Here is a 13,376-nt window from a genome sequence, read left to right as displayed (position 1 = left end):
CCCGGCCGTACAGCCAGGGGCGGGGCCCATGCGGTGCGTTCAGCGCCTCACTTCACCGGCGCCATCTTGTCCACGATGCCCGGGTGGTCGGCGATCCACTTCTCGACGCCGTCGTTCTCGTGGCCCTTGCCGGCGTCCTGGATGTCCTTCTCCAGGCTGCCCAGCTCGTCGGGCGTCATCTTCCAGTTCTTCAGCCAGCCGTTGAACTCCGGGAACTTCTCCGGGAAGCTCTTGTGGCCGAGCGACTTGATCTGGTTGTTGTCGCCCCAGGTGTGCTTCGGGTCGGCGAGCTTGGTCAGGTCGTACTTGCTGTACGCCCAGTGCGGCGACCAGAGCACGACCGCGATCGGCTCCTTCTTGGCGTAGGCCCGGTCCAGCTCGGCCAGCATGGAGCTGGTGCCGGCCTCGGTGACCTGGAAGTCCTCCAGGCCGTACGCGGGCGCGACGGTGTCCTTCAGCCGCTTCATCTCACCGGTGCCCGGCTCGATGCCGATGATCTTGCCCTTGAACTCGTCCTGGTGCTCGCGCAGGTCGTCCAGCGTCTTGACGCCCTTGACGTAGGACGGGACCGCGATCTCCAGCGAGGTCTTGTCGTACCACGCACCCACGTCCACGAGGTCGTCCTTGTACTGGTCCCAGTACTGCTTCTGCGCGACCGGCAGCCAGCCGTCGAACTCCACGTCGATCTGCCCGCTGGACAGGCCGGTCCACATCGGGCCGACGTCCAGGTTGCGGATGTTCGGCTTGTAGCCGCGCTTCTCCAGGACGTTCTTCCACAGGTACGTGGTGGCAATGCCCTCGTCCCACGCCGGGTAGCCGATGTTCGGCGCGGCGCCCGCGTCCTTGCCCTTGGCGTACGTGACGTTCGCCGACGGGGCGAACTTGTCGACCAGGCCCGGGTTCTTCTTCAGCCAGGTGCGCACGCCGTCCTGCTCGTGGCCCTCGCCCGCGCTCTTGACGTCGTTCTCCAGGCTGGTGAGCTGCTTCTCGTCCAGGTGGAAGTTCTTCATCCACTTGGCGACCTGGGGCTCGTCCTTCGAGAAGCCCTTGCGGCCGAGCAGGTGCAGGCCGTCGCCCGAGCCGAAGGAGCCCTTGGGGTCCGCCAGCTTGGTCAGGTCGTACTTGTCGTACGCCCAGTGCGGCGACCACAGCGTGACGGCGATCGGCTTCTTCGCCGCGTACGCGCGGTCCAGCTCGGTGAGCATGGACGCGGTGCTGGACTCGGCGACCTTGTATTCGCCCTCCAGGCCGTAGTCCTTGAGCACCTTGTCCTTGAGGATCTTCATCTCGCCGGCGCCCGGCTCGATGCCGGTGATCTTGCCGCCGAACTCGCCCGCCCGGCCCTTGAGGTCGTCGAGGGTCTTGACGTCCTTCATGTACGACGGGACCGCGATCTCCAGCGAGGTCTTGTCGTACCAGGCGCCCAGGTCTTCGAGCTTGTCCTTGTACTTCTTGTAGTACTCGGCGTGCGTGGTGGGCAGCCAGGCGTTGGTCTGCACGTCCACGTCGCCGCGGGCCTGCCCGGTGAACAGCGCACCGGCCTCCAGGGCCTGGGCCTTCGGCTTGAAGCCGCGCTGTTCGAGGATCTCCTTCCACAGGTACGTGGTGGCCTTGCCCTCGTCCCAGTTGACGTACCCGAGCGTGATCGGCCGGCCGCCGCCGTCGGTCTTCGCGCCGTCCTTGCCGAAGACATTCAGGCCGCCCGCGACCAGCGCGAGCACGACCGCGCCGGCCATCGCGACGGAGGTGGCGGGCTTCCAGTACAGGAACTTCAGGCCGCCCAGCGCGGCCTGCGCCTTGGCCAGCGCGCGGCGGCCCAGCGGCGAGACCCGCTCGTTGAGGGCGCCGGTCATCCGGTCCAGGTACATGGCGAGGATGACGACGGCGAGGCCGGCCTCGAAGCCGAGGGCGACGTTCACCGAGCTGACCGCGTTGTAGACCGAGGAGCCCAGGCCCTCGGCGCCGACCATGCCGGCGATGACGACCATGGACAGCGCCAGCATGATGACCTGGTTGATACCGGCCATGATCGTGGGCAGCGCCAGCGGCAGCTGCACCCGGAACAGGGTGCGGCGCGGGTGGGTGCCGAACGCCTCGGCCGCCTCGACCAGTTCGCCGTCGACCTGGCGGATGCCCAGCTCGGTCATGCGGACGGCGGGCGGCATCGAGAAGATGATCGTCGCCACCATGCCGGGCATCACGCCGATGCCGAAGAAGAGGATGCCGGGGATCAGGTAGACCATCGCGGGCATCGTCTGCATCAGGTCCAGGACCGGGCGCAGCGCGCCGCCGACGGCGCGGTTGCGGGCCGCCCAGATGCCGAGCGGGACCGCCACGACGACGGTGATGATGCAGGCGACCAGCACCAGCGCCAGGGACTGCATGGTGGCTTCCCACTGCTGGATCGAGTCGATCAGCGCGAAGCCCGCGAAGGTCAGGACGGCGGCCGGCAGGCCGCGCAGCCACCAGGCGAGCACCGCGAAGATGCCCATCAGCAGGAACGGGTGCGGGGCCGTCAGGACCGTCTCAATGCCGTTGTACATGTCCGTCAGGACATGCGAGACGAAGTCGAACAGCCAGGTGAGGTGGTGGCGCAGCCACTCGACGCAGGTGTCGGCCCAGGAGCCGACGTCGATCCTAGGCACCGGCGGTCACCTTGCCCTCGGGCTTGCCGCCCGCTTCGCCCACCGGTGCGTCCCCGGTATCACCGCCGGAGTCCCGGACGGCCGCTTTCGCCGGGGCCGCCGTATCGGCCGCCTTCGGCTCCTGGTTCCCGACGGGCTGCCCGCCGTCGCCGAGCACGGACAGCAGCCGCTGTACGGGTACCGCGCCGACCAGTTCGCCGTCCGCGCCGGTCACCGCGACCGGCACGGTCCCGGCCGAGCACGGGCCGAACAGCTCCGCGACGGGGGTGTCGCGGTGGACCGTGGCAGGCGCGGCGGCCAGCAGGTCGGCCGCCGTACGCAGCTCCGTACCGTCCTCCGCCGTACCGCCCAGCACCTCGTCCGCGTCGACCATGATGGCGCCCGCGGTGAGCACCCGGGAGCGGTCGACGTCCTGGATGAAGGACGCGACGTAGTCGTTGGCAGGGGTGAGGAGGATGTCCTCGGCGCTGCCGATCTGCACGATGCGGCCGTCGCGCATGACGGCGATCCGGTCGCCGAGGCGCATGGCCTCGTTCAGGTCGTGGGTGATGAAGACAATGGTCTTCTTGAGCGTCTTCTGCAGCTCCAGGAGCTGGTCCTGCATGTCGCGGCGGATCAGCGGATCCAGCGCGCTGAAGGACTCGTCCATCAGCAGCAGGTCGGCGTCGGTGGCCAGCGCGCGGGCCAGGCCCACCCGCTGCTGCATGCCGCCGGACAGCTCGTCGGGCCAGGACTTCTCCCAGCCCTTGAGGCCCGCGAGGTGCAGTGCTTCGGTGGCGCGCTTCTCGCGTTCGGCGCGCGGTACGCCCTGGACCTCCAAACCGTACGCGGCGTTCTCCAGCACGCTGCGGTGCGGGAAGAGCGCGAAGTGCTGGAAGACCATCGAGATCTTCTCGGAGCGGACCTTGCGCAGTTCCTTGTCGCTGAGCGAGGTCAGGTCCTGGCCGTCGAACCGCACGCTTCCGGCGGTCGGCTCCAGCAGCCCGTTCAGGGTCCGCAGGAGCGTGGACTTGCCGGATCCGGACAGACCCATGACGACGAAGATCTGGCCCTCGTCCACGGAGAAGGACGCGTCGATCACCGCGGCGGTCGTACCGTCGGCCCGCAGCTCCTCGCGGCTCGCTCCGTCTTCGAGCCGTCGTACGGCGTCCTCGGGTCGTCTCCCGAACACCTTGTACACGTGCTCGGCTTGCAGCCTGGCCACATACACCTCTCGATTCGATTGAGAACGACCCGCCTCCCCCGCGGGCAGGTCGTGGTGCGGTACGGGTCGGGCCCGCCTTAACCGGTGGAAATGTTGAATTTCCACCGGCTCCGCTCCGGCCGCGCGCCTGCCCCCTTTCCGATATGACAAACGCAACAGTGACCCAGTTCACATTCCCTGCCCAGCCCGGCCCCGTGGCATCGGCCGTGCACGTCACCGGGGGTACGGCATCATCGGGGTGTGACTCGACGCCTGATGCTCCTCGACACCGCCTCGCTCTATTTCCGGGCCTACTTCGGCGTCCCGGAATCGGTCCGGGCCCCGGACGGCACCCCGGTCAACGCGGTGCGCGGGCTGCTGGACTTCATCGCCCGGCTCGTCCAGGACCACCAGCCGGACGACCTGGTCGCCTGCATGGACTTCGACTGGCGCCCCCAGTGGCGGGTCGACCTCATCCCCTCGTACAAGGCGCACCGGGTGGCCGAGGAGGCCCCGGCCGGCTCCCCGGAACCGGACGCGGAGGAGGTGCCAGACACCCTCTCCCCGCAGGTCCCGGTGATCGAGGAGGTGCTCGACGCGATCGGCATCGCCCGGGTCGGCGCGGCGGGGTACGAGGCGGACGACGTCATCGGCACCCTCACCGCCCGCGCCGCCGGGCCGGTGGACATCGTCACCGGCGACCGGGATTTGTTCCAGCTGGCCGACGACCGGCGCGGCATCCGCGTCCTGTATCCGCTCAAGGGCGTCGGCACGCTCCAGATCACCGACGAGGCGTTGCTGCGCGAGAAGTACGGCGTGGACGGGCGCGGCTACGCGGACCTGGCGCTGCTGCGCGGCGACCCCAGCGACGGCCTGCCGGGCGTGCCGGGCATCGGCGAGAAGACCGCCGCCAAGCTGCTGGCGGCGTACGGTGATCTCGCCGGGATCATGGCCGCGGTGGACGACCCGGCGTCCCGGCTCACCCCGTCGCAGCGCAAGCGGCTGGCCGAGTCCCGTCCGTACGTGGAGGTGGCGCCGAAGGTCGTACGGGTCGCCGCCGACGTGCCGGTGCCGGACTTCGACGCCGCGCTGCCCGGTGAGCCGGCCGATCCGGAACGGCTGGAGGCGCTCGCGGAGCAGTGGGGGCTGGGCGGCTCCTTGCAGCGGCTCCTCGCCACGCTGCGACCGGCGGACATTTAAGACGCGACGTCCCGCCCGACGAACTGTTAGGTTAGGTATACCTAATTAACCGTGGCAGGGGAGATCGTCGTGGCAGCAGAGCGTCCGGCCCGCAAGAAGGCCAAGCTCATTTCCGCGCAGGTACTGCGCACCGAACAGCTCACGCCGCACATGGTGCGGGTATGGCTGGGCGGTGACGGCCTCGCGGAGTTCTCGGCGGGCGAGTACACCGACCATTACATCAAGCTGGTCTTCCCGATCCCCGGCGTGGACTACCCGAAGCCGCTGGACATCGCGGAGATCCGCGCCGCCTTCCCGCGCGACCAGTGGCCCCGGACGCGTACGTACACGGTGCGCAGCTGGGACCCCGACGCGCGCGAGATGGCGGTCGACTTCGTGGTGCACGGCGACACGGGCCTCGCCGGGCCGTGGGCCGTGCAGGCGCGCCCGGGCGACGAGGCGCTCTTCCTGGGCCCCGGCGGCGCGTACGCCCCCGACGCCGAGGCCGACTGGCACCTGCTCGCCGGTGACGAGAGCGCCCTGCCGGCCATCGCCGCCTCCCTGGCCCGGATGCCGGAGGATGTGCCCGTGCGGGCGTTCATCGAGGTCGCGGGCCCCGAGGAGGAGCAGAAGCTGGAAGCCCCGGCGGGTGCCGAGATCACCTGGCTGCACCGCGGCGACACGCCGGTGGGCGAGCTCCTGGTCGAGGCGGTCCGCGCGCTGGACTTCCCGGCGGGCCGGCCGCAGGCGTTCGTGCACGGCGAGGCGGGCTTCGTGAAGGAGCTGCGCAAGCTGCTGCGCGTCGAGCGCGAGATCCCGCGCGAGGACCTGTCCATCTCCGGATACTGGCGCCGCGGCCACGACGAGGACGGCTGGCAGGCGTCCAAGAAGGTGTGGAACGAGCAGATCGAGGCCGAGCAGGAGAAGGCCGCCCCCGCCGCCTCCTGACCCGTCCCGCCTCTCCCCGTACGCTCCCTTGCGGAGGGCGCCCGCCGTCATCGGGCGCCTTCGCGAGGTTCGCACATGAGCCTTGCGGGTAACTCGAACTACGGGCTTCCGCTGGGGAGTTGGCGCCCGCAGGGCATGGCGCGGCCGGTCGGCGGGTGGCCGGGAACGTTCGGGTGAGGGCCCGATGGCGCGTCTCCTCGCGAAGCCGTGGCCCCCGGTCCGTACCGCCTCGGATTGCCAGGCCGGAACGGACCCGTGCGGCCCGTGTGCGCGGCCTCCGGGGAAGCCTGGCGGAAAAGTGCCGGTGACCCGGTCGACGCACCAGCATCTCAGGGATACGCGACCGAGGGTGCGCACGGCGTGTCGGACGGGCGCATGCGCGGCGCGCGACACGCCGGACGGTCACGCCGCACCGGCCGCCGCCCTGCCGTACGCCGACGGCGTACCGACCGCTCCCCGACAGCCCGCCCTACGCCAGCACCTTCCCGATGACCGCCACCCCTTCCTCGATCCCGGACACCGTGCTGGCCGCATAGCCCAGCACCAGCCCCGGCCGCCCGCAGCGCTGCCGATGCCACGACACCGGGTGCGCCTTGACACCGTGGGCGAGCGCCGCGGCCGCCAGGTCCGTGTCGGCGAAGCCCGCGTCGAAGGTGACCGTCAGGTGCAGGCCCGCCGCGGCGCCCTGCACGGCGGCGCCCGGGAGGTGCGTGTCCACCGCCCGGATCATCGCGTCGCGACGCGCCCGGTGGCGCCGGCGCAGCTGCCGCAGCCGCCGCTCCAGCTCGCCGGACTCCATCAGGTCCGCGAGCACCAGCTGCGGCAGCGCGGCGCTGCCCAGGTCGGTGAACCGCTTGGCGTCGACCAGCGCCCCGTGCAGCTCCGGCGGCGCCAGGACCCACCCGGTCCGCAGCGCCGGCGCCAGCAGTTTCGAGACGCTCCCGGCGTAGCAGACGTGCTCGGGCAGCATCGCGCGCAGGGCGGGCACCGGCGGCCGGTCGTAGCGGTGCTCCGCGTCGTAGTCGTCTTCGACGATCAGACCGCCCGTGTCGGTGGCCCAGCGCATCAGCTCCCGGCGCCGTCCGCCGCCGAGCACCACCCCGGTCGGGAACTGGTGCGCCGGGGTCACCACGACGGCGGGCGCGCCGCTGTCCCGCAGCTCGCCGACGCGGATGCCGTCCGCGTCGACCGGAACCGGCGGCGTGCGCATCCCCCAGTACCGGAGGTGCTGGCGGGCCCCGAGCGACCCGGGATCCTCGACCGCCACCGCGGAAACGCCCCGGCCGCGCAGGACTTGGGCGAGCAGGCCGAGCGTCTGCGCGGTGCCGTTGACGATCAGCACCTCGTCCGGTCCGGCCGCGATGCCGCGGTTGCGGGCCAGCCACTTGGCGACGGCCCGCCGCAACTCCGGTGTGCCGCGCGGGTCCCCGTACCCCAGACCGGTGGCGGCGAGCGTGCCGAGCACCCGCCGCTCGGCGCGCAGCCACGCCGTACGGGGGAAGGAGGCCAGGTCGGGCGTGCCGGGGCTGAGGTCGATGCGGGCCGGTGCCGCCCGTACTGCGTCGAAGACGTCCGCGCCGGGCTCGGCGGTGAACACCGCGCCGGGCGGCGCGTCGGCCGTACGCGTACGGACGGGGGCGGGCGCCGGTGCCGTGACGGGCGCGGCGACGACGACCGTACCGGCGCGGCCCCGCCCGGCCGCGTGCCCGTCCTCGATCAGCCGCTGGTACGCCTCGGTGACCACGCCCCGGGAGACCCGCAGTTCCCCGGCCAGCGTGCGGGTGGCGGGCAGCCGGTCGCCGACCGCGAGGCGGCCGTCGGCGATCGCCAGCCGCAGCCGTTGCGCCAGCCAGTCGGACAGCCCGCCCGCGGGCGCGTCGGCCGCGTCGAGCTGGAGGAAGTCGGACCCGGACGGTATGGACCGGTCGGACGGTACGTCTTTGGACCTGGGCACCGGACCATTGTGCGGGCCAGAGTGACGGCATGGGAACAGCAGCGACAGCGACCGGCGGGACCGACGAGACCGGCACGCCGGAAAACAAGCACCGGACTCCGTCCCCCAACTCCGGTTACGTACACGGGTATTCGGACCACGAGGCCCGGCGGCTCACCGACCAGGCGGAGACCTTGGCCGCGCTTCTGCACGCGGGCACGGCCTACCCGGCGGGCAGCCGGGTCCTGGAGGCCGGGTGCGGGGTCGGCGCCCAGACGGTGCACCTGGCCGCGTCCAGCCCGGGGGCGCACATCACCGCGATCGACATCTCCGCCGCGTCGCTCGCCCGGGCCCGCGCCCGCCTCGCCGCCCGGCCGCACGCGGCGACAGTGCACTGGCAGCAGGCCGACCTGACCGACCTGCCGTACCCGGACGCCTCCTTCGACCACCTCTTCGTCTGCTTCGTCCTGGAACACCTGCCCGACCCCGCGCAGGCGCTGGCGGGCCTGCGGCGCGTCCTGCGGCCGGGCGGCAGCATCACCGTGATCGAAGGGGACCACGGGTCGGCGTTCTTCCACCCGGACAGCGCCCACGCCCGCGCGGCCATCGGCCACCAGGTCCGGTTGCAGGCGGCGGCCGGCGGCAACGCGCTGCTCGGCCGGGAGGTGCAGCCGCTGCTGACCGCCGCCGGGTACGCGGACGTCACCGTGCGGCCGCGCACGGTCTACGCCGATGCGACCCGGCCCGGTCTGACCGACGGATTCACCCACGACACGTTCATCGCGATGATCGCGTCCGTGCGGGACGACGCCCTGGCCGCCGGGCTGACGACCGAGACCGACTGGGACCGGGGCATCGGCGACCTGCGCCGTACGGCGCAGGAGGGCGGCACGTTCCACTACACGTTCTTCAAGGGGACGGCCGTCAAACCGGTGGGGTGACAGGGGGGGCAGCGAGAGCAGCTCACCGCCCCCTGCACCTCACCCCACGGACGAGTACGCCACCACGCCCCGCAGCACCGCGTCCACGGCCTTGCGTGCGTTGCGCGCCACCTCCGGCGGTGCGGCGGCGGCGAGCTGGCCGAGGATGTCGATCAGCTGCTTGCACCAGCGCACGAAGTCGCCGGCCGGCATCTCCGCCTCGCGCAGCACCTCGTCCAGGCCGAATCCGGAGGCCCAGCGGTACGCGGCCCAGGCGAAGCCGAGGTCCGGCTCGCGCTGGCCGACACCCTCCGCCTGGTTGATCTTGTGATCCTCCTCCAGGGCGTCCAGCCGGCCCCAGATCCGCACCATCTCGCTGAGCGCGTCCCGCACCTTGCCCGACGGCAGCTTCGGCGCCACCGCGTCGTCCGCCTGACGCGACTCGTAGACCAACGCCGAGGCGCAGGCGGCCAGTTCGGCGGGGCCCAGCCCGTCCCAGACGCCGGCGCGCAGGCATTCGCTCGCCAGCAGGTCCAGTTCGCCGTAGAGCCGCGCCAGCCGCCGGCCCTCGTCCGTGACCGTGTCACCTTCCAGATAGTCCAGCTCGGTCAGCAGGCCGCAGATCCGGTCGAAGGTGCGCGCGATGGTGTTCGTGCGGCCTTCGATACGGCGCTCCAGCTGCCGGGTGTCCCGCAGCAGCCGGTGGTAGCGCTCGGCCCAGCGCGCGTGGTCCTCGCGCTCGTCGCAGCCGTGGCAGGGGTGCGCGCGGATCTCCGTACGCAGCCGCGCGATCTCGCGGTCGTCCGTCGCCGCCGACCGCTGCTTGCGGTGCCGCTCCGGCGCGATGTGCCCGGCCTTCGTGCGCAGCGCGGACGCCAGGTCGCGGCGCGACTGCGGGCTGCGCGCGTTGAAGGTCCTGGGGATGCGCATCCGGTCCAGCGGTGACACCGGCACCGGGAAGTCGATCGACGCCAGCCGCTTGACCTGCCGCTCGGCGGTCAGCACCAGTGGCCGGGGCCCGTCGTGCGCGTCGAAGCCGCGGTGCCCGTTGGTTCGCCCGGACGGCATGCCCGGGTCCAGCACCAGCGCGAGCCCCGCGTACTTGCCCGTCGGTACGTGGATGACGTCGCCCGGCTTGAGCTTCTCCAGCGCGGCAGCGGCGGCCGCCCGGCGCTGCGCCGCGCCCTGCTTGGCCAGCTCCGTCTCACGGTCCTTGAGCTGCCGGCGCAGCCGCGAATACTCCTCGAAGTCGCCGAGGTGGCAGGTCATGGACTCCTTGTAGCCCTCCAGCCCCTCCTCGTTGCGCTGCACCTGCCGGGAGATCCCGACCACCGACTTGTCGGCCTGGAACTGCGCGAACGACATCTCCAGCAGCTCGCGCGAGCGGTGCCGCCCGAACTGCGAGACGAGGTTGACCGCCATGTTGTACGACGGCTTGAAGGACGAGCGCAGCGGATACGTACGCGTACCGGCCAGGCCCGCCAGGGCGCCGGGGTCCATGCCGCGCTGCCAGAGCACCACCGCGTGGCCCTCGACGTCGATACCGCGGCGCCCGGCGCGGCCGGTGAGCTGGGTGTACTCGCCGGGGGTGATGTCGGCGTGCTGCTCGCCGTTCCACTTGACGAGCTTTTCCAGCACCACCGAGCGCGCGGGCATGTTGATGCCCAGCGCCAGGGTCTCCGTCGCGAAGACCGCCTTGACCAGCCCCTTCAGGAAGAGCTCCTCGACGACCTCCTTGAAGGTCGGCAGCATGCCGGCGTGGTGCGCGGCGATGCCCCGCTCAAGCCCCTCCAGCCACTCGTAATACCCCAGTACGTGCAGGTCCTCGTCCGGGATGCCCGCCGTCCGCTCCTCCACGATGGCGCGGACCCTGGCCCGGCCCTCCTGGTCGTTGAGCCGCAGCCCCGAATACAGGCACTGCTGCACGGCGGACTCGCACCCGGCCCGGCTGAAGATGAACGTGATCGCCGGCAGCAGGCCCTCCTGGTCCAGCCGGTCGATCACCTCGGCGCGGCCCGGGGTCCAGATACGGCTGCGCTGGCGCCGCTCGCGCTCGCGGTCCGCCTCCCGCAGGTTGCGGCCCCGGCGCTTGTCGCGGCCGAACGTCGGGCGGCTGTTCTCCATCCGGGCCAGCCGCTCCAGGTCCGGGTTGACCTCGCGGCGCCCGGCCTTGCCCTTCCCCTGGCTCTCGCGCTCCTCGAAGAGGTCGTACATCCGGCGCCCGGCGAGCACGTGCTGCCACAGCGGCACCGGACGGTGCTCGGAGACGATCACTTCGGTGTCGCCGCGGACGGTGTCCAGCCAGGCGCCGAACTCCTCGGCGTTCGAGACCGTGGCGGACAGCGAGACCAGGGTGACGGACTCGGGCAGGTGAATGATCACCTCTTCCCAGACTGCGCCCCGGAAGCGGTCGGACAGGTAGTGCACCTCGTCCATGACCACATAGCCCAGGCCGTCCAGCGACCGGGAGCCCGCGTAGAGCATGTTCCGCAGCACCTCGGTGGTCATCACGACCACCGGCGCCTCGGAGTTGACGCTGTTGTCACCGGTCAGCAGGCCGACCCGGTCCGCACCGTGGCGCCGCACCAGGTCCTGGTACTTCTGGTTCGAGAGCGCCTTGATGGGCGTCGTGTAGAAGCATTTACGGCCCTGCTCCAGGGCCAGGTGGACGGCGAACTCGCCCACGATCGTCTTGCCGGATCCGGTCGGGGCCGCGACCAGCACTCCCTTCCCGGCCTCCAGAGCCTTGCACGCGTCGATCTGGAACGGATCCAGCGCGAAGTCGTACATCTCACGGAAAGGGGCGAGTGCGGTGGCCTGCTCCACCGCCCGCAGCTTGGCGGCGGCGTAGCGCTCAGCAGGGGACATGTCCTCGGTCATCGTGCTTACGAGCCTACCGGCCACCTCTGACAACGAGCCGATCATTATGGACGGGCTTTACCGGGGAGGCTCCGGCCGTGCAGCCCCCTCCCGGGTGCCGAAACGACGCACCGGGCACTTCTGCATCGAAAACAGAACAATCACCCTGTTACTATCGCGGAGATCATTCGCGGTTCGGCGTTCCGTGCCGGCTTGCACCGTTGACCAGGTGCGCCGGTCGCCGACCGCGTGGACGAGCGGGGCGTTCCGCGCCCCGATGGAGGGGAAAGCATGAAGAAGATCAAGGCAGCCACGACGGCAGCGGCGCTCGCCGTCGTCGCGGTGGGTGTACCGATGGCCGTCGCCGCCCCGGCCTCGGCCGCGAGCTCGGGCGTGGCCAAGTGCGTCACGGCGACGTGGTACCCGAGCAAGAACGCGGTGAACATCCACAACGGCTGCAAGAACACGATCAAGGTCCAGGTGGACGAGCGCTGGTGGTGGGACAGCAGCTGCATCACGATCAAGCCGGGGAAGAGCCACTACTACAAGGGCACCGGCACGGTGCGGAGCATCAAGTACTGCTGATGTGATGCGACGTCTGCCCGGCGCCTGCTGACACCGGCAGACCGAACAGGAAAGGGGCGGGGAGCCCAGCCGGCTCCCCGCCCCTTTCCGCTGCCCGCTCGGGCATCACGTCACGTCGTCGTACCCGTTGCGTCGCTGCGGCCGGTCACCCGGCGTGTCGGTGCCCGCCTGCTCCGGCAGCATCCGGTGACCGGTTACCGGCTCGACCTCGCCGATGGCCTCGGGCGTCAGGTCCAGCTCGGAGGCCTCGTCGTCGCCAGGTCCCTCGGCCAGTCGGCGCTGCCTGCGGGAATCGTTCACCGTGGCGATCGCGACGGCCGCGAAGTACAGAAGGCAGATCGGCGCCGCCAGGGCGATCATCGTCAGCGGGTCGGTGCTGGGGGTCGCGATGGCCGAGAAGACCGTGATGGCCATCACCATGCCGCGCCACCAGCCCCGCATCCGGGCCGCGGTGAGGATCCCGGCGAAGTTGAGCATCACCAGCGCCAGTGGGAGCTCGAAGGACAGGCCGAAGACCACGAACATGCGGGTGACGAGGTCCAGCAGTTTGTCCAGCGGCAGGAGGTTGTCCACGCCGACCGGCGTGAATTCCAGCAGCACCTGGGCGGTGGTCGGCAGCACCGAGTAGGCGAAATAGGCGCCGATGAGGAAGAGCGGGAATCCGGCGGCCACGAAGCTGAGCGAGTACTTCTTCTCGTTGCGGTGCAGACCGGGCGCGAGGAAGGCCCACAACTGGTACAGCCAGACCGGGCAGGCGACGATCACGCCACCCATCAGGGAGACCTTCAGGGCCAGTGCGAACGGGCCGAGCAGGTCCAGCATCACGATGCGGGCACAGGTGCCCTTCTGCTGCTTCGCGAGGTCCGTGAACTGCGCATCACAGCCGACCGCCTGCAGGATCGGCTTGGTGATGAAGTTGATGATCTCGCTGTAGAAGAACGCGCAGACGATCGTGGCGATCAGAATGGCCAGGACCGACTTGGCGAGCCGGTTACGCAGCTCGCGCAGGTGTTCCACGAGCGGCATGCGCCCCTCGGGGTCCTTCGGTTTGCGGTTCTTCGGGAGGGCGGACTTGAGCACCCCACATCCTCATCTCGTACGAGAGGCAGTGGCCGACACCCCTG

Annotated in this window: 9 protein-coding genes; 4 read left to right on the top strand and 5 right to left on the bottom strand. The window is 70.9% G+C overall.

Features of this window, described 5'->3' with window-relative positions:
• Window positions 1-47: 47 nt before the first annotated feature.
• Both IH45_RS0119415 and IH45_RS0119410 read right to left on the bottom strand, forming a co-directional pair.
• Window positions 48-2,645: an ABC transporter permease/substrate binding protein gene (locus IH45_RS0119415; RefSeq protein WP_030669532.1), complete on the bottom strand. Its 2,598-nt coding sequence runs from the start codon at window positions 2,643-2,645 to the stop codon at window positions 48-50.
• Window positions 2,638-3,849 carry a quaternary amine ABC transporter ATP-binding protein gene (locus tag IH45_RS0119410; protein ID WP_050514987.1) on the bottom strand — a complete coding sequence of 404 codons (1,212 nt, stop codon included), beginning with the start codon at window positions 3,847-3,849 and terminating at the stop codon, window positions 2,638-2,640. The genes IH45_RS0119415 and IH45_RS0119410 overlap by 8 nt, the downstream gene beginning before the upstream one ends.
• 255 nt (window positions 3,850-4,104) lie before the next feature.
• Here IH45_RS0119410 and IH45_RS0119405 point away from each other — a divergent pair, with 255 nt between their 5' ends.
• Window positions 4,105-5,028 carry a 5'-3' exonuclease gene (locus IH45_RS0119405; RefSeq protein WP_030669527.1) on the top strand — a complete coding sequence of 308 codons (924 nt, stop codon included), beginning with the start codon at window positions 4,105-4,107 and terminating at the stop codon, window positions 5,026-5,028.
• Window positions 5,029-5,097: 69 nt separating this feature from the next.
• Window positions 5,098-5,955, top strand: a complete 858-nt coding sequence (locus IH45_RS0119400) for a siderophore-interacting protein (protein ID WP_030669524.1) — start codon at window positions 5,098-5,100, stop codon at window positions 5,953-5,955.
• A 469-nt stretch (window positions 5,956-6,424) separates the two neighbouring features.
• On the opposite strand, the gene pdxR is transcribed toward IH45_RS0119400, so the two are convergent.
• Window positions 6,425-7,909 carry a MocR-like pyridoxine biosynthesis transcription factor PdxR gene (gene pdxR / locus IH45_RS0119395; protein ID WP_030669521.1) on the bottom strand — a complete coding sequence of 495 codons (1,485 nt, stop codon included), beginning with the start codon at window positions 7,907-7,909 and terminating at the stop codon, window positions 6,425-6,427.
• A 29-nt stretch (window positions 7,910-7,938) separates the two neighbouring features.
• On the opposite strand from pdxR, the gene IH45_RS0119390 reads away from it, so the two are divergent.
• Window positions 7,939-8,829, top strand: a complete 891-nt coding sequence (locus IH45_RS0119390; RefSeq protein WP_030669516.1) for a methyltransferase domain-containing protein — start codon at window positions 7,939-7,941, stop codon at window positions 8,827-8,829.
• Window positions 8,830-8,868: 39 nt separating this feature from the next.
• Here IH45_RS0119390 and IH45_RS0119385 read toward each other — a convergent pair whose 3' ends face one another.
• Complete coding sequence (locus IH45_RS0119385; protein ID WP_030669513.1) at window positions 8,869-11,688, bottom strand: DEAD/DEAH box helicase; 2,820 nt, start codon at window positions 11,686-11,688, stop codon at window positions 8,869-8,871.
• A 270-nt stretch (window positions 11,689-11,958) separates the two neighbouring features.
• Between IH45_RS0119385 and IH45_RS0119380 the strand changes: the two genes are divergently transcribed.
• Window positions 11,959-12,252 (top strand): hypothetical protein, encoded by a 294-nt coding sequence (locus IH45_RS0119380; RefSeq protein WP_030669510.1) that lies wholly within the window; start codon window positions 11,959-11,961, stop codon window positions 12,250-12,252.
• A gap of 105 nt (window positions 12,253-12,357) precedes the next feature.
• Here the strand turns inward: IH45_RS0119380 and tatC are convergent, their stop codons facing one another.
• On the bottom strand, window positions 12,358-13,332 hold the full coding sequence (gene tatC, locus IH45_RS0119375; protein ID WP_030669507.1) for a twin-arginine translocase subunit TatC: 975 nt from the start codon (window positions 13,330-13,332) through the stop codon (window positions 12,358-12,360).
• Between the last annotated feature and the right edge of the window lie 44 nt (window positions 13,333-13,376).

This window comes from Streptomyces rimosus subsp. rimosus (assembly GCF_000720725.1).
In the GTDB taxonomy this organism is placed as follows: Bacteria; Actinomycetota; Actinomycetes; order Streptomycetales; family Streptomycetaceae; genus Streptomyces; species Streptomyces rimosus_A.
Note: the sequence above shows the minus strand (reverse complement) of the source record. Positions and strands in the feature narration are given on the sequence as shown.